This window comes from Allocoleopsis franciscana PCC 7113, assembly GCF_000317515.1.
GTDB classification, from domain to species: Bacteria; Cyanobacteriota; Cyanobacteriia; order Cyanobacteriales; family Coleofasciculaceae; genus Allocoleopsis; species Allocoleopsis franciscana.
Window position 1 is genome coordinate 2,255,845 of record NC_019738.1, and the last position, 26,791, is coordinate 2,282,635.

At 46.7% G+C, this 26,791-nt stretch carries 20 protein-coding genes and 1 pseudogene; 7 read left to right on the top strand and 14 right to left on the bottom strand.

All coding sequences use genetic code 11. The annotated features are described in order from the left end of the window. Positions 1-77: 77 nt before the first annotated feature. The 6 genes from MIC7113_RS37530 to MIC7113_RS09395 form a co-directional block, all read right to left on the bottom strand. Positions 78-218 carry a hypothetical protein gene (locus MIC7113_RS37530; RefSeq protein WP_015181933.1) on the bottom strand — a complete coding sequence of 47 codons (141 nt, stop codon included), beginning with the start codon at positions 216-218 and terminating at the stop codon, positions 78-80. Positions 219-336: 118 nt separating this feature from the next. Next, positions 337-1,125: a hypothetical protein gene (locus tag MIC7113_RS09375; RefSeq protein ID WP_015181934.1), complete on the bottom strand. Its 789-nt coding sequence runs from the start codon at positions 1,123-1,125 to the stop codon at positions 337-339. Then, positions 1,112-3,673 (bottom strand): CHASE2 domain-containing protein, encoded by a 2,562-nt coding sequence (locus MIC7113_RS09380; protein ID WP_015181935.1) that lies wholly within the window; start codon positions 3,671-3,673, stop codon positions 1,112-1,114. Before MIC7113_RS09380 ends, MIC7113_RS09375 begins: the two co-directional genes overlap by 14 nt. Positions 3,674-3,986: 313 nt before the next feature. Continuing rightward, positions 3,987-5,315: a tetratricopeptide repeat protein gene (locus MIC7113_RS09385; RefSeq protein WP_015181936.1), complete on the bottom strand. Its 1,329-nt coding sequence runs from the start codon at positions 5,313-5,315 to the stop codon at positions 3,987-3,989. 158 nt (positions 5,316-5,473) lie between these two features. Continuing rightward, entirely contained in the window at positions 5,474-6,826 is a 1,353-nt protein-coding gene (locus MIC7113_RS09390) for a DUF1822 family protein (protein ID WP_015181937.1), read from the bottom strand. Next, complete coding sequence (locus MIC7113_RS09395) at positions 6,819-8,276, bottom strand: hypothetical protein (RefSeq protein ID WP_015181938.1); 1,458 nt, start codon at positions 8,274-8,276, stop codon at positions 6,819-6,821. Before MIC7113_RS09395 ends, MIC7113_RS09390 begins: the two co-directional genes overlap by 8 nt. Positions 8,277-8,694: 418 nt before the next feature. Between MIC7113_RS09395 and MIC7113_RS36130 the strand changes: the two genes are divergently transcribed. Both MIC7113_RS36130 and MIC7113_RS09400 read left to right on the top strand, forming a co-directional pair. Then, positions 8,695-8,841, top strand: coding sequence for a hypothetical protein (locus MIC7113_RS36130; protein WP_155897969.1), 147 nt, complete (start codon positions 8,695-8,697; stop codon positions 8,839-8,841). A gap of 144 nt (positions 8,842-8,985) precedes the next feature. After that, the gene (locus tag MIC7113_RS09400; protein ID WP_015181939.1) at positions 8,986-9,174 is read left to right on the top strand and encodes a hypothetical protein; all 189 of its coding nucleotides are present in this window, start codon (positions 8,986-8,988) and stop codon (positions 9,172-9,174) included. Positions 9,175-9,393: 219 nt separating this feature from the next. Here the strand turns inward: MIC7113_RS09400 and MIC7113_RS33185 are convergent, their stop codons facing one another. After that, positions 9,394-12,153, bottom strand: coding sequence for an ATP-binding protein (locus MIC7113_RS33185; RefSeq protein ID WP_015181940.1), 2,760 nt, complete (start codon positions 12,151-12,153; stop codon positions 9,394-9,396). 421 nt (positions 12,154-12,574) lie between these two features. Here MIC7113_RS33185 and MIC7113_RS09415 point away from each other — a divergent pair, with 421 nt between their 5' ends. Both MIC7113_RS09415 and acs read left to right on the top strand, forming a co-directional pair. Then, positions 12,575-12,805 carry a hypothetical protein gene (locus MIC7113_RS09415; protein ID WP_015181941.1) on the top strand — a complete coding sequence of 77 codons (231 nt, stop codon included), beginning with the start codon at positions 12,575-12,577 and terminating at the stop codon, positions 12,803-12,805. Positions 12,806-12,938: 133 nt separating this feature from the next. After that, entirely contained in the window at positions 12,939-14,909 is a 1,971-nt protein-coding gene (gene acs, locus MIC7113_RS09420; protein WP_015181942.1) for an acetate--CoA ligase, read from the top strand. 208 nt (positions 14,910-15,117) lie between these two features. On the opposite strand, the gene MIC7113_RS09425 is transcribed toward acs, so the two are convergent. Next, positions 15,118-15,891, bottom strand: a complete 774-nt coding sequence (locus MIC7113_RS09425) for a Uma2 family endonuclease (protein ID WP_015181943.1) — start codon at positions 15,889-15,891, stop codon at positions 15,118-15,120. A 506-nt stretch (positions 15,892-16,397) separates the two neighbouring features. On the opposite strand from MIC7113_RS09425, the gene MIC7113_RS09430 reads away from it, so the two are divergent. Both MIC7113_RS09430 and MIC7113_RS09435 read left to right on the top strand, forming a co-directional pair. Next, positions 16,398-16,649: a hypothetical protein gene (locus tag MIC7113_RS09430; RefSeq protein ID WP_041779972.1), complete on the top strand. Its 252-nt coding sequence runs from the start codon at positions 16,398-16,400 to the stop codon at positions 16,647-16,649. Continuing rightward, positions 16,616-17,053 carry a hypothetical protein gene (locus tag MIC7113_RS09435; protein WP_216596372.1) on the top strand — a complete coding sequence of 146 codons (438 nt, stop codon included), beginning with the start codon at positions 16,616-16,618 and terminating at the stop codon, positions 17,051-17,053. Before MIC7113_RS09430 ends, MIC7113_RS09435 begins: the two co-directional genes overlap by 34 nt. Before the next feature lie 280 nt (positions 17,054-17,333). Here the strand turns inward: MIC7113_RS09435 and MIC7113_RS09440 are convergent, their stop codons facing one another. From MIC7113_RS09440 to MIC7113_RS09450, 3 genes and pseudogenes are all read right to left on the bottom strand, one after another. Then, a complete protein-coding gene (locus MIC7113_RS09440) occupies positions 17,334-17,909 on the bottom strand; it encodes a Uma2 family endonuclease (protein WP_015181944.1) in 576 nt (191 codons plus the stop codon). Positions 17,910-17,993: 84 nt separating this feature from the next. Further along, positions 17,994-18,236, bottom strand: a pseudogene (locus tag MIC7113_RS09445) (transposase); the annotation flags it as partial. Positions 18,237-18,335: 99 nt separating this feature from the next. Next, entirely contained in the window at positions 18,336-22,307 is a 3,972-nt protein-coding gene (locus MIC7113_RS09450) for a magnesium chelatase subunit H (RefSeq protein ID WP_015181945.1), read from the bottom strand. Positions 22,308-22,928: 621 nt separating this feature from the next. Here MIC7113_RS09450 and MIC7113_RS37535 point away from each other — a divergent pair. Further along, positions 22,929-23,774, top strand: a complete 846-nt coding sequence (locus MIC7113_RS37535) for a hypothetical protein (protein ID WP_015181946.1) — start codon at positions 22,929-22,931, stop codon at positions 23,772-23,774. A gap of 183 nt (positions 23,775-23,957) precedes the next feature. On the opposite strand, the gene MIC7113_RS09460 is transcribed toward MIC7113_RS37535, so the two are convergent. The 3 genes from MIC7113_RS09460 to MIC7113_RS33195 all read right to left on the bottom strand — a co-directional run bounded on the left by MIC7113_RS09460 (position 23,958) and on the right by MIC7113_RS33195 (position 26,576). Beyond that, the gene (locus MIC7113_RS09460) at positions 23,958-24,761 is read right to left on the bottom strand and encodes an NERD domain-containing protein (RefSeq protein ID WP_015181947.1); all 804 of its coding nucleotides are present in this window, start codon (positions 24,759-24,761) and stop codon (positions 23,958-23,960) included. 188 nt (positions 24,762-24,949) lie between these two features. Beyond that, on the bottom strand, positions 24,950-26,221 hold the full coding sequence (locus MIC7113_RS09465) for an NAD(P)/FAD-dependent oxidoreductase (RefSeq protein ID WP_015181948.1): 1,272 nt from the start codon (positions 26,219-26,221) through the stop codon (positions 24,950-24,952). A 49-nt stretch (positions 26,222-26,270) separates the two neighbouring features. Continuing rightward, a complete protein-coding gene (locus MIC7113_RS33195; RefSeq protein WP_081594642.1) occupies positions 26,271-26,576 on the bottom strand; it encodes an undecaprenyl diphosphate synthase family protein in 306 nt (101 codons plus the stop codon). Positions 26,577-26,791: the final 215 nt, after the last annotated feature.

The following is a 26,791-nucleotide window of genomic DNA, read 5'->3' on the forward strand; positions in this document are numbered from 1 at the left end:
CTCAGCTTGTTAAGCTTAATGTGACGGTTTTTTATAATACAGCTATTTCGCCTATTATTCTTCGCTTTTTAGCGTCATTACGACCCATGACGATCTCCCCGACGGAGGTGAAGCTCTTGTGGGAAAATTTGATATTCCTGGTACTTGTCACATCTTTCCTCAAACCGAGCGTTGATACCCGTATGACTATACTCAACTTCTGTTGATGTCGGGGTCATGCTCTTAAACTGCTGGAATACTTATCCAATTTATATCTTGGCAGTTTATGACCCCATTGTTTTAAGGTTTTGTGAGAAATTCGGGTTAATGGATAGACGTTTCTGGTTTTGGAACCGATCAAGTACAAATCTGTAAAGGAACGGCTTGCTTCATTTCTTTGAGTGCATCCGTTAGTGCTGTCGAGGGATTTTCCACGCTGTAGATTTCCTGCAAGACATCTAACCAAAGCCGCTGTTCGGTAAAGTAATTAGCACGCTGCCTCGCGATCTCTTCGGGTGTGGCTTGTTGGGCTTGAAGTTGCTCGTCCAAACGCTGCAATTCCTGCTTAATGCGATCGCGCTTTTGGCTGTCCATGACTCGAAACTGTGTTGTCACCGGTTGAGAGAAACCGATGATCCTCCATTCATAAGTTTGACCGGGTTTGAGCGCCTCTTTGTCATACAAAACTTTGTTCTGATTCTGTTGGATATTGTGACTCCACAACGGCTTATCACTGCCGACTTGATAAAGTTCCACCCGAATCGGTCGTCCCGTCCAGACAAATAAGGGGCGATCGCTCCACATTTCTTTGTTGTTGCCCAGCGCAATGGGTGAGAGCAGACAGGGACCACGCGAACTCCCCTTTTTACTATCTTCAGCGGGCTGATTATCTTGTGCAAGAGGTTGCAAAATACGCGTCCAAGGATTGCTGCTCCGTAAGCTTCCCCGTGAACCTCCAGGTCTACCTTGCTCAGGAGCACTAGGATTAGTAGGAGGCGGATTATCTTTGGTTTGAGCTTGAGCGACATTCTCCCCAGAACCGAAGAGATGGGTTTGTGCTCGGGTAGTTTGAGTTGAGTCAGTTAGCAAACTAGAAACCAGCGTCGTCACGAGCAAGGTTGATAACACCCAGTTAAACTTTGACATGTTTTTTTCTCTCCAATTGAGCTAACAGAATATACGTCCAAAATGTTGCAGTCGGTACCACTAATGGCAACAGCACTTCTGCTGTGATGTAAAGCTGTAAACTAACGAGTCCATAAATAGCTGTGGCACTCGCCATAACTAACATCCATTTGCTCCTTCCTGAAGGAAAAACAAATAGCCTATACTTTTCTTTCCGCTGTCTGCTTCCCCCTTTATTGCCTTCTAGCGCCAATACCGCTCCTTTCCCCAACAGCGCAGCTAAGCCAAGAAGCCACAAATCGGGAATCGGAACCACCAGCCGTTGATTCAAGAAATGATGAATCATATAAGCGTGGGCTTCACCTCCTGTGAATTTCTCACGCCCAGAGCCAGGATTCGCTTGAGAATGCCAGTAACCAAGCGCTGGCGGCATGGGGAAATTATCCTCGCCCAATTCAGTAACGCCAGCCTCGCTATATCCGCCTGGGGCAATCATCACCACTGGCTGGTGATTCGGGTGTTGGGGTAGGGAAGTGGCTGAACTCTCCAGAAACTTCCAAGCGGGTAGGGGTTGGTAGACGTGATCCGGCGGAATCGAGAAATCAATAATCGGGTGCATCCACATTTGACGTAACAGATAAGCAAAGTTAGTAATCGGATGTAAGCGAGCTTTGGGGGAGAATACATCCCGATAATCTTTGCCCGTGGTTTTGTAAGCATAGGTGCTCAGGGTTGAGTGCAAATCATTCGTAGATTGCAATTGGGGTTGAGGCAGCTTTTGGGATGAGGAAGTGTTCAGCCGAGAAGCCAACGCCAAAAGGTAAGAAAAGGGTATGCGCCGGGGATCAGACTTCTGCATCGGCACCAGCGTCAGATGTTTGAGATGATTACCCAGAACCAGAATATCCCCTTGCAAGCTCCAATTGGGCTGGGCAAGTTCGGGCAAAACCTCAAACCAACCTCCCGTATCATTGGGTGTTGTGGCGAATACAAACCAGGTTCCCTGCTGTTCTACGGCGGAACGCAGCGACTGAGCGAGTTTGACATCGTTTTCCTTTTGGGTTTGAGGGCGATCCAGCAAATAATCAACGCCGACGACTTTAGCTTTTAGTGCCGCCGCCTTGTCCACCAACTGTGCCAAATAGCGGCGATCCATGGGGACGGCAGGATAAGGAATTTTTGCCTTTTGCAGGGAGTCGTCGTCAATTTGTACCAGAAGCACAGGAGGCGGCTTGGGGGTTGGGACTTGATGAGTGAGTTGGCGATACATCGCTTGGACTAACACCCGTCGCTCTAATAAATTGCCTTGTATGGGTAGCTGCCAACTCAGTAAGACGAAGGCGGTTAAAGCGATCGCTTCTTTTGGGGTGGGTAGCCAGCGCGTGAGGATTTCCTTAATACCAAAGGGTTTCAGACGAAACTGAGGGGCATCAGGATGGCGAAATAAAGACGGAATCAGGTAAGCACTGGGATAAGTCAGGTGTTTATCTAACTTGAGATACTGACACGCCGTGAGCATCGCCTCGTGGACATCTTTGTACTGGGCGAGACGCTGGAGAAACCGCAGGAGAAATTCTTGGGCAACGTTATTGTGAATCGGTTCTCGCATGATCGCCACCTGACTCAACCCTAAGCTAATCAGGGCATTGGCAATGTCGAGTCCGTTGCAGGAGTTAAATAGGGCAAATTGCAATCCCCGTTCTTTGGCAAGTAACAGCGACTGTTCAATTTCGTTGAGGAATAGGGAGAAACCGGGAGCAATCCCTAATTTCCCCCCAATTAAATCCGCTTCATTACTGTGACCGGCAAACAGTAACACATCCCAGCCCTGTTCATCTGCGATCGTCTCAATAATTTGGGCTTTAAGTTCGCCTACATCCTGTCCCGGTTGCCAGCCGACAAAGTGAACGTCTGCGATGGACTTGAGCGATCGCACTGCTTCTTTATCCGCTTTAAAATCTAACCCCGTATCATCCCCCAAAATCGCTAAAATCCTCGTCCGACGACGGCGACTCTGGGGCTGTATGGCTTTTTCGTGAATATTGGGAGGCATACGGACAATCCGAATTTGACTCGGACGTGCAAACTCAGTCCCAATTTCCCAGGCTTCCCAGGGTAACCGTGCCAAATCTAAGGGATTGCAGGTGAGGAAAACCTCAACAAACGGTGAATTCTGTGCTTTTTCTCCCTCTGCATTTCTCCCATCCTGGTATGAGTTTCGGTTTCCCTCACTCACTGATTGAGCTATAGTCGAGCGAATGTCAAATAACTCACCCTGACGCAGCCAATGATGAAATTCATAGAGTAACTTGGCTTCAGATTGTACGAGTTTAGCGTGCCAATCCACCGGGGGGGGAGCAATCGTGCCGTTTTCCGCAACTCTCCCCCGTAAACTGGTTTGATAAAAATTGAGATAATCCGTTCTCCACTCTTCGTAGAGTGTGGTAAGCGTTTCCGGGTAGGGAAGCGTCACGTTGAGTTGCTGTCCTTGTCCCCAAGACAACTCAAATAGACAAAATTGCTCGATTCGTTGAACTTTGAGGTAGAAAACGGCAGCACTTTGGCTCATATCAATGTAAGGTTGGGGATGAGATGATTAACGATGCACCCTTTTCCAAAAAATTGTTTCAGTCTTTTCTCAATGAATCACAATTCAAAATTTTAAACTAAAGTTGAATTTGGGATTTTAACGGTTCTTCTGTCCTATATCAATCATGAATTATCAGTAGAGCAATTGTGTTCAGGCTGAGATGGGAATACATGGGTCTAATCCTCTATCAACTGGAAAGCCGATGGCGTACTCATCTTTCATCTTTATATCTCTCAGCCATATAGGACTTATGCAAAAGTTCTAGCTCAAAGCGCCAGCCCCAACCGATTTCTTAATGGTTTTGGTTAAAAAAATTGCAAATCGCTTCTTCACAGGCATTTTCACCGAAAGTTTTAATAATCTCTTGAGCCTCCTGGTAGCACTTCACGCCTTGAGCCTGTAAACCTAGACGCTCATAGACACTGACTAAATTCTGTAGTAGCTTAGCGATCGCCACTGTATCATCGAGAAATCGATCAATCCTAGCGGTGTAATTATAAGCTTGCAAAATCCCTAACGCTTGTAAGTGATACCACACAGCACGAGCAGGATGACCCATCTTGTAGTGAACAGCTGCAATGTAATCAATGGTTCTCGCTTCAGCACTCGGTAAATCACCCACCTCTCGCCGAATTTCCCAGACTTGCTGATACAGTTCCATCGCTTGTTGATCTTGGTTGAGACGGACGTAAGTTGTCGCAATACTCTCTAGAACCTTGGCTTCACTCTTGCGGTTACTGAGTTTTTGGTAATTTGTCAACGCTTGCTCAAAGAATGCCAATGCCTGACGATATCGCTTCATCTGCAAATAAATTTCCCCAATATTGTGCAGGGCAGTCCCTTCTCTATCAAGGGAATTTCCTAAGTCTTGAAATTCTTCTAGGGCTTGACGAGAACACGACAGTGCTTGCTCCAACTGACCTAAACTGTTGTAAACGGCTCCTAGATGATTGAGTAAAAGGGCGATACCTGCCTTGTTCCCAATATGCTTAAAAATCTCTAAAGCTCGTAAATAAACCTTCAGTGCCTTGTATTCTTGACCGGTTTGGCGATAAGCGGCTCCCAAGTAATTGAGAATCACACCAACGAGCACATGATTTTCTAGAGATTGAGCCAATTGCAAAGATTGTTTTAGGCAATTAATGCCCCAAGCGTGTTCTCCAAGTTTGCAGTGAATAATCCCGATGCGTTTGATGATGTTAACTTGGTTCGCCCGGTTATTTTTCCCTTGGGCGATGGTTAAAGCTTGTTGCAATGTCTTGAGGGTAGCTTGTAGCTGATTAGAATGATCCTGTCGCTCAATCGGTTGGGGAAGTCCTAGATTTTCTGGGCTTGAGCTTCCCTGACTCAGTAATTCTCTCGGAACGAGGGCATTTGTTGTGTGCGGCGCTGTGGGATGCCCAATGGTTGACTTTGTACCCAACGTTGATGGTAAACTCGATGCCCTGTCGTGGCTAACGGGATGCCTTTTGGCACTCTCCTCGTAGGAGCTTCGCTTTGAGTGATGATGTTGACCCCATTGAGAGCGATCGCTGTCCGATGAAGTGCGGTAGAATTCTTCACCCTGTTCATAGTGTTGTCCGAATTTCGTTTCAGCTTGATGATCAAGACAAGATTGCATGGTCAAAGTTCTCCCTCATTTTGGACTCAATTGGGTATACCTCTGACCTTTGAAAGGATATGCACTTGTAGTGGCAGTAGATCCCTGACAAAAGCCGATTTTTCTTCCCTAGTAGAATACTTATCTGCTTTTTATCAGCCATTTATGCAAGCTGTCGATTAATCTTGGGGATTAAAACTAAAGGGGGGTAAGGTCTGCTCGATCCCGGATGGTAAGCTGACAGTGACGATAAACTTCTCATCCCAAGTCCCCACAACACGGGTAAAGAAATAGGAATTACGCGGTTGTGAATCCAACATCCGTTCTACCAAAATGCCCGTTTGGTCGCTGACTCGTAATTGCACACCTGTGGGTAGATGAGTGCCTGGAGTCGCCCCTAACACGAGTAATAACGTCCATTCAGGAATCGAGCCAGAGAGCAAAGGCCATGTGACAGCATAAAGGCGTAAGGGCATTCCCGCTAACCGCAAATCCCGATAAGCGCCCCGCGCTTCTAGAGGAATCTCGACCTGCGTCTGCCGTAGTTGGGTGACAATGTCTTGAAATTCCTCCACTGGCGATCGCATCGTTCTGATGGGAGCCAAGCTGGGTAGCAGCACCCACGACAATTCTTGTGCCAATTCATCGAGTTCACCTAATAACCATCGTCCAGCATTCAGGGCGGGTTGGGTAACCATTTGCAGCGTGTCGGCAAGGTGTTTTTTGATCGCGGTGAGCGGCTCAGGTTGTCCGGCTGGCTGTTGTAATTGATACACCCAGTTCAGTAACTCCGGATTCGTGAGAACGAGCGCACCCTGTTCCCAGGTCAAAACCTGCCACAACTGGCGATCGGATGATTGTAAATTAGGCAACAAAGCTTCTAGTTCCGAACGCTTACGTGCTAATTGCATGGAGCGTTGATTGACGCTTTCTGGCAAGGGAATGGCGGTGGGTTCTAGACAGCGCAAATTCAGTAACAAACGGTCGGGATTGTGCTCAAACCAGTTTAAAGGAACTTGATAAGTCCAGTCTTCTTCGGCCTCTAAATCATGTTGTTTGCGTTGGTTCAATAACTGTTGGTAAGATAAGAAACCTTGCACAACGGCAATTTCTTGTTCTTCTTGCACTTCTACCAAAACATAGAAGTGTGCCACAAATTCCGGTAAATCTACAACCGCTCTAGGCACAGTGACTTCTTCATCCGTGAAGCTACCCATGGCAATCAGGCAAAGTTTAAATTGACCCACTTGCAAATGGCTCACGGCATCAATTGCATTTGCCATAAACGGCTGTAAAAGAGTGCATTGTTTTTTATTCAGAGTCAAGTCTGTGGCACGGGATTCCAACCATTCCTCAAAACCGCCGAGTGCCAGCGCGTTGAGATAAGTTTGCCACTGCCGTTCTTCATCGGGAATTTGAGCACTCAAGTTTAACGCTTGGTCAACAACATCAGGTGATAAGTTGATGGCTTCGGTGGGCAAAACATCAAAATCAGGCAACATTTGGGCAGTACGATTTGAGAAATTAGTCATTGTTAGAGCTCCTAGTATCGAGGTAGAGGCAGAGTCTCTCCGCAAAGAGACTTGTGGTGGTCGTTTGGTTTTTGGTGCCAGTGGCGGTAGAAGCTTCCGTTGCCGCTTCTTGGATAAGCTGAGTCACTTGTTCGTCGAGAGCCTCTTCAAGCTGCTTACTAAGAGCATTGAGGCGTTCCGGATCAGTGTAGATTTTGGCTTGTTCGATCACGCGATCGCGTAATAAGACGAGGAACTGCTGTTGAATATCGGCACGGAACGATTTCAACTGCAACAACCTTGAGACATGAAATTGAGCTTGTAAATTTACGGCTTTGGCAATGTCCCCCATTGACTTTCCCTGGCAGTGAAACAATTGCAAGGCCGTGAGAAAATTTTTGGCTTTCTGGGGGTTTTTGTGGTGTAATTTCCCGGCTTTATCTTCAGTGACTTTGGCGATCGCTTGGTCTAAGCAAGTGATGAATTGTTGACGGTAAGAGAGTAAAAACTCAGTTTGTTCGTCAGTGGTGTTTCGGTCATCGATAAAGTCACGGAACCAAGTTCGATCGGCTGAAGCATTACTATTAACAGGGGCGTCCATAGATTCTGTAGGAAGAGAGCCACCTCGAACATGAATTCGGTAATCTCTGAGCATCGACGCCATTTCTTGGAGTTTTGCCATGATGGTTTCGGGGCGAAACCGCTCTCCGGTTTGAGTCAATAGGCGCATTTGCATTTGTTCGAGTTGTTCCCTAGTGGGTGGCAGGCACTGTCCCTTGATTCCCTGTTGTCGTGATTGGAGGCGTTGCGCCCGATAGACGGCATGGTAGCTATCTAGAAGTTGTTTGGACTGCTCAATTTCAAACGATGTTAGTTGATGAAACTGCAAAAAAATTCGCTGAATTTGTTTGGAATTGGTATCGTTGAGAATTGCCCAATCACTGACGAGATAAACGCCGTGTTCGAGTAAAAAAGTATTGAGTTCTCGATGATGTTTTACCAACCGGGTTGTCCAGGTGCCTAAACTGCTTTGCTCTGGATTAAAGCTTTGCAGGATTTCCTGGGGTAGAGATTGATAAGAAGTCGAGACGGCAGGAGTCGTATTTCTCCTCAATCGGCGGCTGTCGTCATCTAAGACACAACGTAGTAAATCGTTACAGGTGAAGCCGTGTTCCGTGCCAAACTGCGCTTCCAATTGCAGGCAAACACGCTCGATTTGGATAGAGATAAAGCATAAAAGACAAAGTTCTGATAAAAAACGCTTACTGGTATCGTTAGTTTTGAGTTCAGTAGTTTCTCGCATCCAATGCAGCAGTTGACGCTGGATCAGCGCATCCGGCACTTCGCTTTCAGGCGTAAATTCCGGAAATGAAGCTAAGAAAAACGTCTTTACGGAGGGAATTTCCTCGATTTTGCGTTTTCCAGCCGCCTCAATTTTTACAATTGTCCAGTATCTCGATGCAGCACTCATTGCAATTTAATCGGGTGACAGATCATCTAGTATCACTACTGAACCGTATCTTTAAGCAAGGCTCGAATCAGCGAGTAACTTGCTACTGAAGGCTGAGTGATTGATGCTCTCCTCGTCCTGAAGTAAGAAACAATTCTCAACCTTAGCTTTCCCTTTCACTTGTTTCACCTCCCTTAGACTGGATTTAATGGCTGAGTTGGCATAAGAGTTTGTTCTCTCACTGATATCTAACTCTGAACCGGGTTACCTTATGCAGCTAAGCAGGTGCTGACTGGCAGAAATAATCTACTAGTTCTTTTGTTGATTTTTCTCCCCCCACTCCCCAGCACCCCAGCACCCACTGCCCCAATTTGCATAACCTTGCCGTCCACAGAGAGATAGGTAAGTAGATAGGTAAAACAATGGGTACGAGGTAGCTATGAAGAGGCGTCTACTCTCTAGCATTTTCATTACAGCCTGTCTATGGGCGATTGCGAATCTTTCTGAGTATCAGTCGGCATCCCCATCAGCGGCAAAACCATCCATAACCACAGCCACTAAGCTGTTCTCCAATTACCAGCATTAACTCGCCGGACTCTTAGATGAGCCGAGTTGAGCGCGATCGCATCTTCAGGACATCCTAATGGCACAATCAAGGACTAATCCTGTCGAGTTTGCCAAGAACGGCAAAAGGTCGTTCAATAGTTGATTGTTGCTCACAAAGAGAAATATGACACCTCTGCAAATCGCCGTCCTGATCGGGTTATTCCTTGTTGCCCTCAAATTTGTCGCCTCTCTCTTTGGCTATGGCAACACCCGCCTACTGAATAATTTAGTTACAGTCGTTCTCAGTGTCTTCGTGACGTTTGAAATTGTGAAGCTGGTGCAAGCGATCGCACTGCGCTTTGGCGTCGCCTGAACGATTCATCTCACGGGCTGTTTGCGATCAGCTACGAGCCTAGTGCAGCATGGCGGAAATAACTATCCAGTTAAAAAGGTTAAAAAGCTTACTGTAAAAGCTTTCTTTCCTTCTGCCCTCTGCCTTTTATCTACTCCTACGGAGAACGCTACGCGAACTTCCTTCTGGCACTAGTGTCTTTGGGGAAAAGCGCGTCTCTCCTGAATTATAAGAGAATTGTTAAGCTTTTTCTCCCCGCTTCCCTTGATTTTGCCGAAGCGGCAGCTCGATCGCAAACTCGCTACCTTGTCCCTCTAGGGATGTCACTTCTAACCGGCCCTGGTGATGCTCTACCACAATCTGGTAACTCGTGGTTAAACCTAACCCCGTACCCGATCCAATCGGTTTAGTCGTAAAGAAGGGGTCGAAAATTCGAGAGCGTACTGACTCACCCATCCCGCAACCATTATCAGAAATCCGAATCAACAGGCGAGGGCTTAGGGATGAAGCTGGATGTCCATCCTCTTGACTCTTCAGTTCCAGCATTCCCGTGCAAATCTTAATACAAGGTAAAAACTCTTCTGCTGCCTGCGGATGCCTAACTCTCTTTTTCTGGGACGCCTGAGTCTTACAGCGAGACACAATGGCATCGATCGCATTCGTGAGAATATTCATAAACACCTGATTGAGCTGACCGGCATAGCACTCCACTAGGGGCAAATCCCCATACTCCTTGATCACCTTAATCGCCGGATATCCCGTAATTTCACAGAGTCGGCTTTGCAGAATCATCAAGGTACTATCTATTCCCTCATGGATATTCACCTCTTTCATCTGAGCCTCGTCATAGCGAGCAAAATTCCTGAGTAATCGCACAATCTCACGGATGCGCTCGGCACCCACTTGCATGGAACTTAGTAACTGGGGAAAATCGTCCATCAAGAAATCCAGCTCAATCGCTTCGATCTCCTGCTGGATGATCGGTGGCGGTAAGGGATAGTGCTTCTGATAAAGCTGCAACACTCGGAAAAGGTCGGTGCTGTAATCCTTGGCATGGGAGAGATTCCCATAGATAAAACTCACCGGATTATTAATTTCATGGGCAATCCCCGCCACCAATTGCCCTAGGGAGGACATTTTTTCGGTATGAATCAGTTGTGCCTGGGTTTGTTGCAGATCCGCCAGGGCTTGTTGCAACTGGAGTGCTTGTGCCTTGAGTTGCATTTCCGATTGCTGTAACTGCTCCAAGGCTTGGCTCAATTCGGCAGTTCGCTCTTGAACCCGGATTTCTAAGTCTAACTTGGCTTGTTGCAGCGCTTGTGCGGCGAGTTTGCGCTCAGTGATATCCATCACCGTGGCAAAATAGCGAATGACTTGACCTTGGCGATCAAAAGTAGGTTGCCCTTTAGTAGAAATATATCGAATCGAACCATCGGGTCGTTGCAGGCGACAGTCAAATTCACAAGGTTGCCCTTGCTGGATGACTTGAGCGATCGCTTGCGTGGCAGCTTCCACATCCTCTGGATGGATCTGTTGCATATATTCACTGTAATGGCATGGCGTCTCCCTTAGCTCCAAGCCAAAGATTCGCAAGAGTTCTTCCGATCCCGTAATGCACTTCGTCGTTAAATCCAGTTCCCCACTCCCCACATGAGCAATTCTTTGGGCTTCAGCCAGAGTGGCTTGGCGTTGAGAGAGGGTGACAAAGGAAGCTTGTAACTGCTGAGCCATCTGATTAAATGCTCTCGCCAGAACACCTAGTTCATCACAGCGCTCAATCGGTACAGTCTGGTTCCATTCCCCTCTCGTCAGAGCAGAAGCCGCCGCCGCCAGACGCAGAATGGGCTGAGTAATCCAGTGGTAAGTTAGACATCCCAACAAGGTGGCGAACACCAAGGCTGCTAAACACAGCACGATGGTAGAGCGAGTGTTCTGATCAATGCGTTCCTGAAAATCTGTCTCAGGCACAACCACCACCATCAGCCAGTCAGGCAGCAGCGCTGCATCGGTTAATTCATTGTTTCCTTCTCTCAAGGGGGTGACTCGCAGGAATTGTCGCCGATGGTCAATCTTAAACGTAAGCTGCTGACTGCTGTTAATCTGAGAGAGGTTCCCAAAGCGTTGGGTTAAATAGCGAGCCGTGTGTCGAGTTAGGGAATTGCGGCTTTTGGTAGCGGGGAGGCGTTTTGTCGTACCGTCTTCAATTACAAAGGGTTTTTCTGGTGTTGAGGTGGCGATGAGCTCTCCAGAACGTTCGATTATAAAGGTCTGTCCTGTCTCTGCAATTTTTAAGCGCTGCAAGAATTCACCGAGCTGGGAAAGGCTGGAACCCGCATCCAAAACGCCTTGTAGGGTTCCAGCGCGATCAAAGATGGGGCGGACGGCATCGGTGCTGAGTTCTCGATTGTCAATCCATAGATAAACATCCGTCCAAGTCGGCCCCCCTACTTTCACAGCGGTTTGATAAAAGGCTCGCAGCCGGGGGTCATAGTTGGGTTCGCTATGCAAAAACTTCCCTCGTTTTCCCTCTGGGGAAAGGGTATAGGTATGGCGGGATGTACCCGTCGCCGCATCCTTCACTCTGACTAAAAATTGACCGTCGTTCTCACGCAAAACTTCCACATAGTCCCCATTCTCTTTCCCTAATGCCAAATAACCGAGGGAATCAAAGGTTTGGAGTTGAGTCCAGAAGTAGCGCTCTAAAGTTGGCAAATCGTTGATATTCAATAAACTGAGATTGATGGCATCGGCATTTAGGTGGTTGGCAATTTGGGGGACTTTAAGGTAAGAATTGAGGTGCTGCTCCAGACGCTGGGTAATTTCTCGATGTAACTGGGTTGTGACCTCCTGAACCGCTTTCTGTCCACTGCGTAAGGAGATCCACCCTGTAACTCCTACAACGGCACAGATCTGGAGGACGAACGGCACCACCAGCAGAATGCGGAGTGGTACTTTTTCCGAAACCTTAAACACCCGATTGGCTAAAGAGTTGATGAACATTTCAGAGTCAGAGCATCAGTCTTGTACATGACTGTTACGGCATCAAGGAATCTCCCATCTTTAAGAAAGGGCGATGGGATCACTGCGCTTCACACAAACGCAATGAAAATAACTTAACTGAAATAACGATATTCGGAAAAATTGTCAAGGCGATCGCTTTGTAATAGAGTTTCTAAGTTTGAGCAGACTTCTTGCAAAAGTCGGATTTACCTCCTCACTAAAGCTCCGGCTTAGTCCCCCCTTAATCAGGGGGAAACTTCTCCCTCCCTTTAACAAGCGAACCGGAGCTCTCGCGTGAGGATTGGAGTGGGGTGAGAAATATTTTCGCAAGAGGTCTAACGTTTATCTATCCGGCTGGGCAAGCGCGTGAAAAATGCCGCTTTAGCCGACTCATCGTGGCGTTGAAGCAACCTACCGCACTATGAAGCACAATTGGATTAAATTTGTTTTTGATCGAAATACTTATGTCGTTAATCTAGACGGCATCAGTAGTTTTGCTTGTGCTGAAAACGGTCGGTTGATGTTTTCGTTACCCCATGGCAAAGTCCCAGTTGTGATTCATCCACAAAATAATCCAGAGGCTTATCGACAACTTTTAGAGTACATTGAACAGACGACAGGGCAATCTCTATCCGGTGGCAGGAAAGGGTAACGGCTTCACCGGATTAGCGCTCCTTGGACGCGGTTCGTCACCCTTCGTTTTTCTTAATGAAATTCACACTATTTTTGGGTCTATCTGCCTCCAGAATGGTTTTCAATGATAAAGCCAATGACAGTAAACACAGATGTCTCAGCCCACCATAGAATCAATCCTTCAAGAAAAACGTTTATTCCCACCCTCTGCTGAGTTTTCCCAGAAAGCTCACATCAAGAGTCTGGAAGAGTACCAACAACTCTACGACAAGGCGAAAGCTGACCCCCAAAAGTTTTGGGCCGATTTAGCTGAAACAGAGTTGGACTGGTTCCAGAAGTGGGATACTGTTCTCGACTGGCAACCGCCGTTTGCTAAGTGGTTTAGCGGTGGAAAGATTAATATTAGTTACAACTGTCTTGACAGGCATCTTACAACATGGCGTCGAAATAAGGCAGCGCTGATTTGGGAAGGGGAACCGGGTGACTCCCGAACTCTGACTTATGCCCAATTGCACCGGGAAGTTTGCCAGTTTGCCAATGTGTTGAAACAATTGGGGGTGCAAAAAGGCGATCGCGTGGGTATTTATATGCCCATGATTCCAGAAGCGGCGATCGCCATGCTCGCTTGTGCCCGAATTGGTGCCGCCCATAGCGTGGTATTTGGGGGATTTAGTGCGGAAGCCTTGCGCGATCGCTTAATTGATGGTCAAGCTAAGTTAGTGGTGACTGCCGATGGCGGGTGGCGCAAAGATGCGATCGTTCCCCTCAAAGAGCAAGTAGACAAAGCCTTAGCTAATGGTGCTGTCCCCAGCGTGGAAAACGTCCTCGTGGTTGAGCGTACCAAACAAAAAACCCAGATGGAACCCGGACGCGACCATTGGTGGCATGACTTGCAGCAGGGTGTGTCAGCCGATTGTCCTGCCGAACCGATGGACAGTGAAGATATGCTGTTCATTCTCTACACCAGTGGCAGCACCGGCAAACCTAAGGGCGTTGTTCACACCACGGCGGGTTACAACCTCTACACCCACATGACCACCAAGTGGATTTTCGACCTCCAGGATACGGATGTGTATTGGTGTACCGCTGATGTGGGGTGGATTACGGGTCACAGTTACATTGTTTATGGCCCACTTTCCAATGGTGCCACCACCCTGATGTATGAAGGTGCTCCTCGTGGTTCTAATCCGGGTGCATTTTGGGATGTAATTGAAAAACACGGGGTTAACATTTTCTACACCGCTCCCACGGCGATTCGGGCTTTCATTAAGATGGGGGAACACCATCCCAAGGCGCGTAATCTTTCTTCTTTACGACTGCTGGGAACGGTGGGAGAACCGATTAATCCTGAAGCGTGGATGTGGTACTACCGCGTGATTGGCGGCGAACGTTGCCCGATTGTTGATACTTGGTGGCAAACGGAAACTGGCGGGATTATGGTTACACCTCTTCCGGGTGCTATTCCCACGAAACCCGGTTCTGCTACCCTTCCCTTCCCCGGAATTCTTGCGGATGTGGTGGATTTAGAGGGGAATTCAGTTGGGGATAATCAGGGGGGTTACTTGGTGGTGAAGCACCCTTGGCCTGGAATGATGCGTACTGTTTACGGTGACCCCGATCGCTTCCGTCGTACCTACTGGGAACACATTACACCGAAAGATGGGGAGTATGTCTATTTTGCGGGGGATGGTGCCCGAAAGGATGAAGACGGATACTACTGGGTAATGGGGCGCGTGGATGACGTGATTAGTGTGGCTGGACACCGCCTCGGCACGATGGAAATTGAGTCGGCGCTAGTGTCACACCCGGCTGTGGCTGAAGCGGCGGTTGTGGGGAAACCGGATGAGTTGAAAGGGGAAGAAGTGTTTGCTTTTGTTACCCTGGAAGGCGACCACACTCCGAGTGAGGAGTTAGCGAAAGAACTGAAGAAGCATGTTGTTAATGAGATAGGTGCGATCGCACGTCCGGGTGAAATTCGGTTTACGGATGCTTTGCCCAAGACGCGATCGGGTAAGATTATGCGTCGGTTGTTGCGAAATCTTGCCGCCGGTCAGGAAGTGGCGGGTGATACTTCGACGTTAGAAGATCGGGGTGTGTTGGATAAATTGCGGGGAGGGGCTTAATTAGCCATCCTGTATAAAATACTTTCTCCTCCAGTGGTGATACTGGGGGAGTTAGGCAGGTAAGGAAAACGCCAAAATTCAGCCTTAGGGACTAAAATTTTTCCATTTCTATACATCAGGTGAGTTAGAGAAGATAGATGCGATCGCGAAGCGAGTAAAGCTTAATTGCAGAAATTGCGTTAGCGTAACGGTACAAAATGCGCTTCATTTACACTTCCGGTTCAATTCCTGCGGCTCGCAATTGTGCTGCCAATCGCTCTGCTCTTTGGCTTTCTTGTTCTAACTGTGATTCAACTTGCTCTGCTCTTTCCTGACCTGTTAATAACAAATTCCCTTGTGCGTCCCACCAACGTAACCAGGGTAATTCTAAATTCTGATAGTAACCTTGCCAAATTCCCAACTCAACTCCTAGAGGGGAAATTGGATAATGCCCTCGCTCATTGACTGGCATTATCTGATACTCACCATCAACTAAATGATAAACCTCAACACTAGCGCGTTTGACTTCGTAAATTCCGTAGAACGCTGGACGAATTACTTGTTCATAAATCCAAAATTTTCCGGGTTTCTGCTCTGTTTTTGGCTCAGTTAAGGATAGAGGGGTTTTGTCTCGTTCCTCGGAGCCATCTCCTGATACAAACTCTAAAACAATCAAAGGTGCAATCAGTTCTTGCCATAATACATAAGAACGTCGGACTTGATTGTTAAGTTTGGGTGGGACATTTGGCACGTAAAACCAATCAGGTGCTTCTGCTCCTCGCTCTGGTGGGTCAGTTAAACGCCAGTAGATGCCACAATCTTGACCGATGCAATATTGACCATTGGGATGACGCTTTTGGAGTAGGGGTTCAATCGAATCTGTTAAGAGAATGCTTTGCGGATGCTCCTGGAAATTTTTCACAAAACTACCATTTGATTCTGGTAATTGGGTATGGTCAGGTAGGGCTGTAGTTACGGTTGGTGGGTTGGTAGCAGAAGTCATAGGAGTACTTATACAGCAAATCTAGCTTGATCGTACTGTGATTAATCTTGAGTCGAGTATTACAAGTTCCGCAACGCTCCCGTACTTTTCTCCAAACAAACGTAGGTTGGGTTGAGCGATAGTAAACTGCCTATGCGATCGCACTTTTACCTTATCCTCTCCCAGCTTTATACCTCATTAACGGAGCTTAGAGCCTCATTAATGGAGTTGAATAGCTTCATTAACGGAGTTCAGTACCGGGTACATGAAGCTAAAAACCTCGTATGGGTATAAGACAGGACGATTGTAGGGGCATGATATATCAGGCTCTGCTGAAGGGGACTGCGCGATCGCCTACAGCAACATCATCGAAGCAATTTGGCAGCACCTTTAAAATCAGGACATTTCTTACCCCACACTCTCCACTCAACTCTTGTAGAATTTCTGGAAGCTAGATCCCCGACTTTTTAAAAAAGTCGGGGATCTGAACCGATGCATCGCCCCCAGCCGCATTCTATCCTGCACCCATGCCCAAACCTCCCCGCCCAACCCGCAAACTCTCAACCTTTTTCCTGTTCCCGTTTACCTTTTTCCTTACCCTCCTCCTCTCCCTCCCTTGGGTAAATGCCAAAGAAGCGCCCAAACCCAAGCCGCAACCTTGGCAGATTGACGGTATTGTAGCTGCCCTGGATGACGGACATGACGGGGTGAAAGGATATGCTTTCGGCAAATTAGCTGAATACAAGTGGCAAGACTTGAAACCGGTGCTTTGGAGCTAAACGAGGTTGTTGTCGTTCTAGATCGAGTCTACGAGCCAAAGCAAAAAATTAATTTTGAACAATGGCGATTTTTGACCTATTTCCTGAGTGGTGGCACTGATGAGGTGAAAACCCTGCTCAAATGGGTTGGCAATCCTAAATCACCCCCCACTCAACTCAACTACGAAGAAGCCAAGAAAACCCTAGAAGTCTTTCGCGATACTTGGACAGCAAGCCAGAGGCTGCAACGATTACAACAAGACTTAGCCAACAAGATAGCTGACGTTGCCCGCATGGTTTCGTGGAAACCCCAGGACATCCCCTTACTGCAAACTCACTACAACAATCTGAAAACAGGCGGATATAACCAAGCCGATACCGTGCAGTCAGTCATCAATGATCTAGCACGAAGATCAGCAAGTTAAATCTGTGTAGCTTGAGAAGGATTACAGCGATCGCTTATTCAATTATCTGTGAAAACAAGATGCCCGACTTCTCCAAGAAATCGGGCATCTAAACCTCTGATAAGTTACTGACGACTCAATCCCCTCAATCCGATCCTCAACCTCCTGGTACAACTCACACAACATTTGTAAATTACTCTCACTAGTCTCCCAATAACCGCGACCGTTCACTTCCAGCAACGTCGTTACCACCTTGCAGAAAGAATAACGTTGAGAGTTATCAACCGCTTGCGTATCGCTGTTACCAAATTGATGCAAGATATAGTACAAAACCAGGCAAAACATCTTCACCCGATAAAGTCACTGGATTTTCTACTACTTCAACATCCTGCCCTTGCCTATAAATTTCCACTTGCCTAGATTTCCGATTAATTAACCAACCCAAACGAGCGCCATTATCTCGGTATTCTTTCATTTTCTCCTGAGTGTCTTTTAAGCTATCGCTTGGAGAAAGTAACTCAACCACAAAATCAGGGCAAAGGGGAGCAAATTTCGTTTGTTGTTCGGGAGTCAGAGCATTCCAGCGTTCCAATTTTACCCAAGAGGCATCAGGAGAACGGTCTGCACCATTAGGCAGTTTAAAACCACCAGAGGAGTCGAAGGCAATCCCAGTTCCGTCTGTGTCTGTCCAATTAAATAACTGCTGATTTAGCCTACCATTGCGGTTACTGGTTTCTCCTCCGGCAGGTGGCATGATAATTAATTCCCCTGTGGCAGTGCGTTCAAATCTAAGAGTTTCATTGTCCTGACATAGTTGATAAAATTGCTCGTCTGTCAGTTTAATAATGGAGTTAAAGTTAACGGTTAGAGCATTCATAGCACTTTTGAATTTCAGCTTGTTTAACCCCTGTAGAGACTTTACAGGCAATATTTCTAACGCTTATATACAATATGTTATTACTCACATCCATAGGTTAGCTGGATTATCCTTGTCCTCTTCCCACTTTGCAGGATTGTTAATAATATATTCCCGAATTCGGTCTAAAGACCCATCCAGACGAATGATGTGTTCGTAAAATCTTTCTTGCCAACCAAAATACTCTTGACCGTTTTTTCTACACCAGCGGGTGACAGAAGACTTGTAGGCATTCATGATAGCCTGCAATGAACCGCGTTTTAAGGGTCCAAATTTATTGGACTGGTCGATTGGCTGCGTTTGGGGTTGGTGTAAAGACGTGCCAACAGCCCTACGGGCATCCTTCGGCGGGCACGTCTCTACAGGAATGTGATTTGATTGACCGAACTATTCTATTCCTTCAATCCGATCCTCAACCTCCTGATACAACTCGCGCAACATCTGCAAATTACTCTCACTCGTCTCCCAATAGCCGCGACCATTCACTTCCAACAAAGTCGATACAACCTTGCGGAACGAATGAGGATTTAGATTCATCAACCGCTTCCGCATTTCTTCATCCTGGATAAACGTCGTATTTGTATCCTCGTAAATCCAGTTATCCACAGCGCCAGCGGTTGCAGACCAACCCATCGTATTCACCAAACGCTTCGAGAGTTCGCGCACTCCCTCATAGCCGTGACTCAGCATCCCCTCATACCACTTGGGATTGAGTAGCTTCGTCCGGGCATCCAAACGCACGGTTTCCGAAAGGGTGCGGATTTGGGCATTTGCCGTTGTGGTATCGGCAATGTACGAGGCTGGCGTCTTACCATCTCCGCGCAGACTGGCAACAACCTTGGTGGGGTCAGAATCGAAGTAGTGGCTGACATCAGTCAGGCTAATCTCGGCAGAGTCGAGATTTTGGAACGTAGCATCGGCGGTTTTCAAGGCTGTCTCAAAAATCTGCCGATTTTGTTCCATCGTGCCTGGGTTATCGGAGGTGAAAGCAAAGGATTTCCGTGCCAGGTACATATCCTGTAACTCAGATTCGCTTTCCCAAGTGCTATTCTCTACTGCCAGGTTGATATTAGAAGAGTAGGAACCCGAAGCATTGGAGAAGACACGAGTTGCCGCTTGTCGCAGATTAATCCCCATTTCCTCTGCCTGTTGCATCGCGTGTTTGCGGACAAAGTTCATTTCCACAGGTTCATCCGCCTCTGCTGCCATCTTCACCGCTTGGTCGAGGAGGTTCATTTGGTTGATGAACAAGTCGCGGAAGACGCCGGAACAGTTGATCACAACATCAATCCGAGGACGCCCCAACTCTTCTAAGGGAAGCAATTCTAACTTGTTCACGCGACCCAAAGCATCTGGTACAGGTTTAACCCCCACCATCCACATAATTTGTGCCAACGATTCCCCATAGGTCTTGATGTTATCCGTACCCCAGAGAACACAAGCGATCGTTTCAGGCCACTTCCCGCCATTTTCATAGCGTTGACGTTCTAACAAGCGGTCTACCACAATTTTGGCTGATTTAACCGCCGCTGTTGTCGGGATGGATTGAGGGTCGAGGGCGTGGATGTTCTTACCAGTGGGGAGAACATCGGGGTTGCGGATGGGGTCGCCACCAGGGCCGGGGAGAACGTACTCACCTTCCAGGGCTTTCAGCATTGCCCCTAGTTCGTTATCCGCCACGATTTGCTGGAGGCAGAATTCCAGGTACTCAAACAACGGTTTCAGCGCTTGCTCGTCAACCTTGGTGTAACCTAATTGATGCATCGCTTCAATCCAAGGCTCTTTTTTGCCCATGTTGAAGAAATTGAGCTTAGAGACTTTGGATACCCGACCATCGGCATCGGCTTGCGCTTTCACCAAGGCGGAGACGGCTTCACGAGTTGTTAGGGTAATCTCTTGCAACAATTGGACATCACTTAAGACGCCTCTGTCGTTATTGGTGTAAATTTCATCAATATCGCGCCCGATACTATTGGCGATAATCCGAGGTAAACTTTGGATTTCCTCTTCAGGACGGTCAAGTCCAGCGATATTGACTAAAGTTGCGATCGCTTCTTCTGCTGTTGGTGGTTTCCCAATCACATGCAACCCACAGGGCAGCAGCCGAGACTCAATCTCCATCAGCTTCTTGTACACCAAGCCTACCACCGTATCCCGTTCCTCGGCGGTCAGCCCACTGGCGTCTTCAACTAAGTCGATATCCTTATCCAGATTCACCAAGCGGCACTTGTCCATAATGGTGTTCACAATCGGGATACCCCGCCCGGTATCTTTCAGGGTTTGGTAGGACGCAATTAACTCACTCAGTTCCTTCAACCCCTTATACAACCCCGCATTCTCAGCCGGTGGCGTCAGGTAGGAAATCGTTGCGGCATAGCTGCGGCGCTTGGCAATCGTCGCCTCACTGGGATTATTCGCGGCGTAGTAGTAGAGGTTGGGGGTGGAACCAATCAAGTTATCGGGGTAACACGTCCCAGACATCCCCATCTGCTTACCGGGCATGAATTCCAAAGAACCATGTGTCCCGAAGTGCAGTACGGCGTCAGCTTTCCAGATTTTTTCTAAATAGGTGTAGTAAGCGGCAAAACCATGGTGAGGGCTGGCAGAACGAGAGAACAACAGCCGCATCGGGTCGCCTTCGTAACCAAAGGTGGGTTGAACCCCGATGAAAACATTACCAAATTGCTTTCCGTAAACTAAGAGATTTTGTCCATCACTATTTAAATTTCCCGGAGGTGGCCCCCAATTTTCTTCCAACCGTGTTGAATAAGGTGTGAGTTCTTCATACTCCGGCACTGACATCTTGTAGGCAATATTCAGTTCAGGAGTGGCGTACTGCGCTTGGGCGTCGTGAATCACCTCTTGCATCAACGCCTCGGATGACTCTGGCAAACCTTGAACATCGTAGCCGTTGTTGTTCAGGGCTTCCATCAGTTTATAGATGGAACCAAATACGTCGAGGTAGGCGGCTGTTCCCACATTCCCTTTATCTGGCGGGAAGCTGAAAACGGTGATAGCGACTTTTTTATCGAGTTTTGGCTTACGGCGCAGGTTCGCCCATTTTAAAGCACGCTGAGCGATCGCTTCGATTCGGTCTTGGAGTGCGATCGCTTTTCCGGTTGTGCCATCTCTACCGGATAAAATAATCGGTTCAATCGCGCCATCCAATTCAGGAATGGCAATCTGCAACGCCACTTGAATCGGGTGCAATCCTAAATCGCTATCTTCCCATTCCTCCGTGGTTTGGAACACCAGAGGCAGCGCCACCATGTAGGGACGATTCAACCGTTTTAATGATTCAATGGCTTTAGGATGGTCTTGCCGTGCGGGGCCACCCACCAACGCGAAACCGGTCAGGGAGACAACGCCGTCCACTAAGGCTGTCGGTGTTTTAGCGGTTGACTCGTAGAAGAACGCATCCACCGGTTTGGAGAAATCTAGACCCCCGGCAAACACAGGAATCACACGAGCACCCATGGCTTCAAATTCCTGCACGATGGCTACATAATGGGCATCGTCCCCTGTAACTAAGTGGGTACGTTGCAACACTAAACCAATGGAGGGTGCTAGGGGGTCTTTTAAGTCGGCAGAGATATCCTTGCGGCTACTGTACCAGTTTAGGTACTCCTTAACATCCTCAAACATGGTGGGAGCCAAGGGGTGCCAAACGCCCATATCAGGGTAAACCACTGGCTCATTGAAGCTCAGTTGACGCCCTTTCAAGACATACTTATCGGCAAGCATCAGCAGGAAGTTCTCCAGGTTATCGGAGGAACCGCCCAGCCAATATTGGAAGCTAAGCATGAAGTTGCGGGCATCCTGCGCCTTATCCATCGGTAGGTACTTCAAGACTTTGGGCAGGGTTTGCAGTAGCTTCAACATCCCGTCTTGGAAGGAGGAACCGGATTTCTCCTTGCGCTTACGCATAAACTGCGCGATCGCACTCTTCGACTGTCCCAACTGCGCCATCGAGAAGCTACCCAATTTATTCAGGCGCATGACTTGAGGCATGGAGGGGAAGACGATGGCCGCCTCCATACGATCGCGGTGCGGTTCTACTGCCGCCACCACTTTATCTGCTAAGTCTTCAATGAAGATGAGTGAAGCAATGAAGATGTTGGCTTCGGCAACATCCCGCTTGAAGTCCTCATAGTTTCCTGCGTCCCGAAGTTCCTCGATCAAGTAGCCACTAATTTCAACCGCTAAGTTGGGATTGTTTTGATTGATGGATTGAACAGCGGCTGATAATGCACTCTGATACTGTGGCTCCAGCACGACATAGACCACCTTAAGCAAATGACGCCCATTCAAGGCATTGGGGGTAATGTGTCGAATGGTGGACTTGACGTGTGTGAACATGCGACTAGATCTCCTTATGATGCGCGTTCTCTTCTCATCGGATGAGTGCTGAGGAGTGAGCGATCAGTTGAGTAAGGACTCACTCTTCATGGCTCAGGTTTTGTATAGGCAACATTAGTGTTTGTATCAAAAAATGCTTACCTGATGGTGGTTTGAGCCTCCATCTGACACAATTCGATAGGATTTTTGAGATATTTGTTTACAAATCTTGACAATTTATGAAGTGATTACTTATACTATTTGTTTGCAAAAGTTAATATAAAATATTTTGACAAAATAATTTAAATATGCACTAATGTTAGGCTGATTAATCATAATGCGTTAAGCTACGTTAATAAGCTCTACAAATTTAAGTTCTACAAATTTAAGTTCTAGTTCTTAATGTTGTGCATTGGCTGACCTCAGAAGGATTTTGCCAGAGCGATCGCGCCTTCTAAGCTAAAGTGCATTTAACTTGTACATTCTCAACACAGGATAAAAACGAGCAAATCCGCTATTCGTAGGGTAAGAGCGATCCGGGTTTGTCGATTAATAGCTGCAAGTATTCCCAATGTTTATGGAATCAAGTCGAGGCTGACTGAAGGATTAAGTATAGATTTGGACTTGAGGTGAAATTAACGTATGAAAACTATCCTAATTTCAGGGCTGACACTAGCGTTAGCGACCTCATGCAGTTCTCCCCCACCCTCTGCTCCTCAATCTTCAAACCCTCAAGCTACTCTATCCCCAATCAATACAGTTAACAGCAATCAGACAACTTTAGTATCAGAGGGTGCTACTCAGCCAGTATCTCAGCCTCCAACCTTCACGAATTATTCAGTAACAGAAAAATTCTCCGGTACTCCTGCACCCGTAAATTTAACCAGCCATCCTCAAGCCAGAAGATTCCGAACTGTATTGCAACAGGGAGCAAAAAAAGGACCTAATTTTGCGGGTAAATATACAGTTGTGACATGGGGATGCGGCACAAGTTGTCAATCAGTTGGCATTATTAATGCTAAAACAGGCTCGGTTTATATGTTAAAGAGTCCGGCGGAAGCAGGGGTTAAGTTTCAGCTTAATAGTCGGCTACTTATTGTTAATCCGCCAGAAAATTTCTCCGCAAATGAACCCGACTGGATGCAAACTCGCTACTACCTCTGGGATGGTACACAACTTAAGCAAGTTTCTGCGTCAACTTCTGAAACTCCAGCTAAGAGGGAAAACCCCGCTGTTGCCACCGTCAAAGGTATGGTTAATGGGGACTTAATGTGTTACGTTAGTCTAGTCGATGAAAACAACATCAAGCATGAAGTTGGTGCTACTTTTGAGATTTGTGAAAACCCAAATAAGTTCTTAAATCAGAAAGTACGCCTCTCTTATAAAAAGCTTTCCGTTAATGATTGCGAAAGTGCTGAACCTTGTGGCAAAACTCGAATAGAGTCCCTCATTATCAACATGGAATTACAGAAAAACCACAGAAACTAGAGTTTCCGACTCAACCATCCAGAAAATAAGCTGTCACGCATGTAATTTGCTTGTTGAGGCGGCGGGGGAGCAGGGCCGGAGCTTTAGTGAGGACAGGGGAGCAGGGGAGAGGATTTGAACTCTTTTATCCTGTGTTTAGAATGTGCAAGTTAAATGCGCTTTAGCTTATTACTCACACCTGAGCTATCCTCTATCTAATCTCAAAAGCTTGCGTACCAAAGATTCTTTCTTAACAACATAAACATCTAGTGCTTTATTATTCACCGTTTCAATGCTTAATGTTGATTCAGAAAAACAGAGAACCGATGTGACGCTGCGTAACCGCTTCATAGTCTGAAGCGCCAATGATTGAGCCATCATTTGCTGAAGTAAATCCTGCTCAAAGTGAGAAATTCCTTTCCAGTCGCGGCGCTTCAATATACCCTCATCAAAAAACACCTCACCTCGATAAGACTGAAAATTAACAATAAAGTAATTCTTATTAGGGGATTGCAAAAATACATCCACTTCCCCTAGGTTAGGAATCGGTAAATTGTATTTCATCTTCCATCCCTGTTGCTGCAAATCGCTTAAAAGGATGCCGATGGCATCTTCGCTTTGATGGTTCGGCGCGACGGCCTGTGGTGTCTGTTGGATTCTAGCGTTCCGACGTTGCGAACGAGGTAATTTAGAGGCTCTACGACTTTGAACAACTAAACTGGGAGAGGGATTTGTTGTCGTACTCTTCATCTCTGGAGTGTTTGAAAACAAGAGTTTAAATCCCTGGATTACAAACGGCACTGAACAGACTCCAGCCGCAACTATAACCAACATTTCCTGTTCATAGAACAGAGGTGCAATCCAAAAACCGATCAACAGGGTAAAACCCGCTTGAGCAAATTGTATTAAAGCGTCATAACGCCGCTGTCTAGCGGCTGTTTGATTGGAGTTGTCAGTTGGGGATGGGGCAAAAACAGCTAGCACTCTCTCCTTAATGTTTTTGAACATATACCTCTCGTTCAACCTCTGTTCGGTGCCGTCTTGTAAGAGTATCTTCTTTAGTATGGCAATGCTAATCGAAAAAGCCCAACAAAAAGCCGCCCTGGTACTCTCCAAAGCGGACTTTTTTTATGAGGGGATCATCCGTTAGGGGCACAGCGGCAATCTTCTTATGGTCTTCTACCTAGACGTTCAAATCAAGATATAGTTTCTGACCTCTTAGATCCCTGACCTCTATAAGAAGTCAGGGATCTGAAAACGCGGCGAAACTTATTCAATAACCCAAAGACCTTGTTGTTTAAGTACATGGAGAACCCTTTTTTCAACTGACCTAGCTCATAGTAGAACAGAACATCGATAATTTGTTCTGTTGTCAAAAATCCCAAATAAGTAAATACCTCATCAAATTTTTTGTCACTTTCGATTAAATATTGTTGGATTCCTACTTGCGCTGAAATATCCCACTTTGGCAAAAAGTATTTTCGCATCTCAATCTGGTACTCTTGAAAATCGGAAATTTGGTTTTCTAAGTACTTCTTTATATGCGTCGCCGCTATTTCTGCACTGTACATGCCATGCCTAATTCCTTCTCCTCCCAGGAAACTCACTGTTGATACTGCATCACCCACTGCGATCACATTGTCTTTGTAGTAAATATCTTTGAGTCCTTGGGAGTATTTAATCGTTGAACCATGAATATCAATAATTCGGTATTCTTTAGGCATTACATGTTTATCAATTAAAAGTTGGATATAGTATTGGAGCGACTCAGGATTTTTGATATTTTTATGCTCCATCTTCAAACGACCTGCACCAACTTTTAATCTAAATTTATCCATAGGAAATATCCAAGAATAACCTTTGGGCATCCATTTATATCCTAAGAAAAAGAAGAGCGCCTTTGAGTATTGGTTGTAAGCCTCTTCATCTACCTCAATCAGATACTCAATCCCAGTTCCACTTAAAAGCTTTGGTTGTTCGCTTTGCTTCTCGTACATGACTGATCGAGCAAAACCCGTTGCATCAACTAGAACTTTGGTGCAGATAGTCTCAAACTTGCCTTCAGAACGCTGCTTGAGTGTGACTAGCGTTTTTCCTTCGTCTTGGAGATGTCTGACATAGCGGTAACCCATCCAAACTTCACCACCATAAGATTTAACATCATTCGCTAGAAATTCCTTAAGCTTGGCGAAGTCTAGAACAACACCTAAATTTTCAGGAGAGTCCCAAACCTGTTTGGTGTTCGTCGTCACAGCAACAAACTGATTCCAGAAACTGCCAACGACTTGTTCAGGTAAGTCAAATTGCTCCAGCGTACTCAAAAGAGTGACTGCACTGGAAAAGTCATTTTTTGAGAAGTCCTCATGTTGCTCTATGAGTAAAACTTTGTAACCCGATTTTGCCATCAACCGAGCCATTTGACCGCCTGCTGGCCCTGCGCCTACCACAACCACATCAAAGCTATTCATCTGAATTCTCCTTGTCTATTCCTTAACGACTGATTGCAACCCTAAGTGCCTAGTCTTGAGTGGCTTTAACTCGACCAAAGCGACGGTTTCGTGCCTGATAAGCTAAGAGAGCTTGATGAAATTTACCTGCGTCGAAATCGGACCAGAAGGTGTCGGTAAAATAGAGTTCGGTGTAGGCAAGCTGCCACAGCAGAAAATTAGAGAGTCGCTTCTCTCTAGAGGTGCAAATTAGCAAGTTTGGGTTTTGCTTCGTGCGGGTGTACAAATGCTGCTTAAACAAAGCTCGATTAATTTGCGAAGCTTTGATCGTCCCCCATTCTACCTGTGCTGCGATCGCTTGACAAGCTTGAAGTATCTCTTACTGCCCCCCGTAATTGATTGCCATCACAACCTCAACGCTAGTATTATCGACCGTCTATAGCGGTTCTTAAATAAGTGGAGTACACTCAACTTCTGCCCTTTGCCCTCTGCCTTCTGCCTTCTGCCTTCTGCCTTAAAGCCAACTACGTTGTACTTCACCAAATAGAGAAACGCTATATATAACTTTCTGTATGAGTTGAGCCGTAAATT

What these genes read in the sequence shown, in the direction of transcription:
- MIC7113_RS09415 (WP_015181941.1), top strand. Translation starts at nt 12,575, where the DNA reads ATGAAGCACAATTGGATTAAATTTGTTTTTGATCGAAATACTTATGTC.
- MIC7113_RS37530 (WP_015181933.1), bottom strand. Translation starts at nt 218, where the DNA reads ATGACCCCGACATCAACAGAAGTTGAGTATAGTCATACGGGTATCAAC.
- MIC7113_RS09430 (WP_041779972.1), top strand. Translation starts at nt 16,398, where the DNA reads ATGCCCAAACCTCCCCGCCCAACCCGCAAACTCTCAACCTTTTTCCTG.
- acs (WP_015181942.1), top strand. Translation starts at nt 12,939, where the DNA reads ATGTCTCAGCCCACCATAGAATCAATCCTTCAAGAAAAACGTTTATTC.
- MIC7113_RS37535 (WP_015181946.1), top strand. Translation starts at nt 22,929, where the DNA reads ATGAAAACTATCCTAATTTCAGGGCTGACACTAGCGTTAGCGACCTCA.
- MIC7113_RS09395 (WP_015181938.1), bottom strand. Translation starts at nt 8,276, where the DNA reads ATGAGTGCTGCATCGAGATACTGGACAATTGTAAAAATTGAGGCGGCT.
- MIC7113_RS09425 (WP_015181943.1), bottom strand. Translation starts at nt 15,891, where the DNA reads ATGACTTCTGCTACCAACCCACCAACCGTAACTACAGCCCTACCTGAC.
- MIC7113_RS09380 (WP_015181935.1), bottom strand. Translation starts at nt 3,673, where the DNA reads ATGAGCCAAAGTGCTGCCGTTTTCTACCTCAAAGTTCAACGAATCGAG.
- MIC7113_RS09390 (WP_015181937.1), bottom strand. Translation starts at nt 6,826, where the DNA reads ATGACTAATTTCTCAAATCGTACTGCCCAAATGTTGCCTGATTTTGAT.
- MIC7113_RS36130 (WP_155897969.1), top strand. Translation starts at nt 8,695, where the DNA reads ATGAAGAGGCGTCTACTCTCTAGCATTTTCATTACAGCCTGTCTATGG.
- MIC7113_RS33185 (WP_015181940.1), bottom strand. Translation starts at nt 12,153, where the DNA reads ATGTTCATCAACTCTTTAGCCAATCGGGTGTTTAAGGTTTCGGAAAAA.
- MIC7113_RS09465 (WP_015181948.1), bottom strand. Translation starts at nt 26,221, where the DNA reads ATGAATAGCTTTGATGTGGTTGTGGTAGGCGCAGGGCCAGCAGGCGGT.
- MIC7113_RS09385 (WP_015181936.1), bottom strand. Translation starts at nt 5,315, where the DNA reads ATGCAATCTTGTCTTGATCATCAAGCTGAAACGAAATTCGGACAACAC.
- MIC7113_RS09450 (WP_015181945.1), bottom strand. Translation starts at nt 22,307, where the DNA reads ATGTTCACACACGTCAAGTCCACCATTCGACACATTACCCCCAATGCC.
- MIC7113_RS09400 (WP_015181939.1), top strand. Translation starts at nt 8,986, where the DNA reads ATGACACCTCTGCAAATCGCCGTCCTGATCGGGTTATTCCTTGTTGCC.
- MIC7113_RS09375 (WP_015181934.1), bottom strand. Translation starts at nt 1,125, where the DNA reads ATGTCAAAGTTTAACTGGGTGTTATCAACCTTGCTCGTGACGACGCTG.
- MIC7113_RS09460 (WP_015181947.1), bottom strand. Translation starts at nt 24,761, where the DNA reads ATGTTCAAAAACATTAAGGAGAGAGTGCTAGCTGTTTTTGCCCCATCC.
- MIC7113_RS09440 (WP_015181944.1), bottom strand. Translation starts at nt 17,909, where the DNA reads ATGAATGCTCTAACCGTTAACTTTAACTCCATTATTAAACTGACAGAC.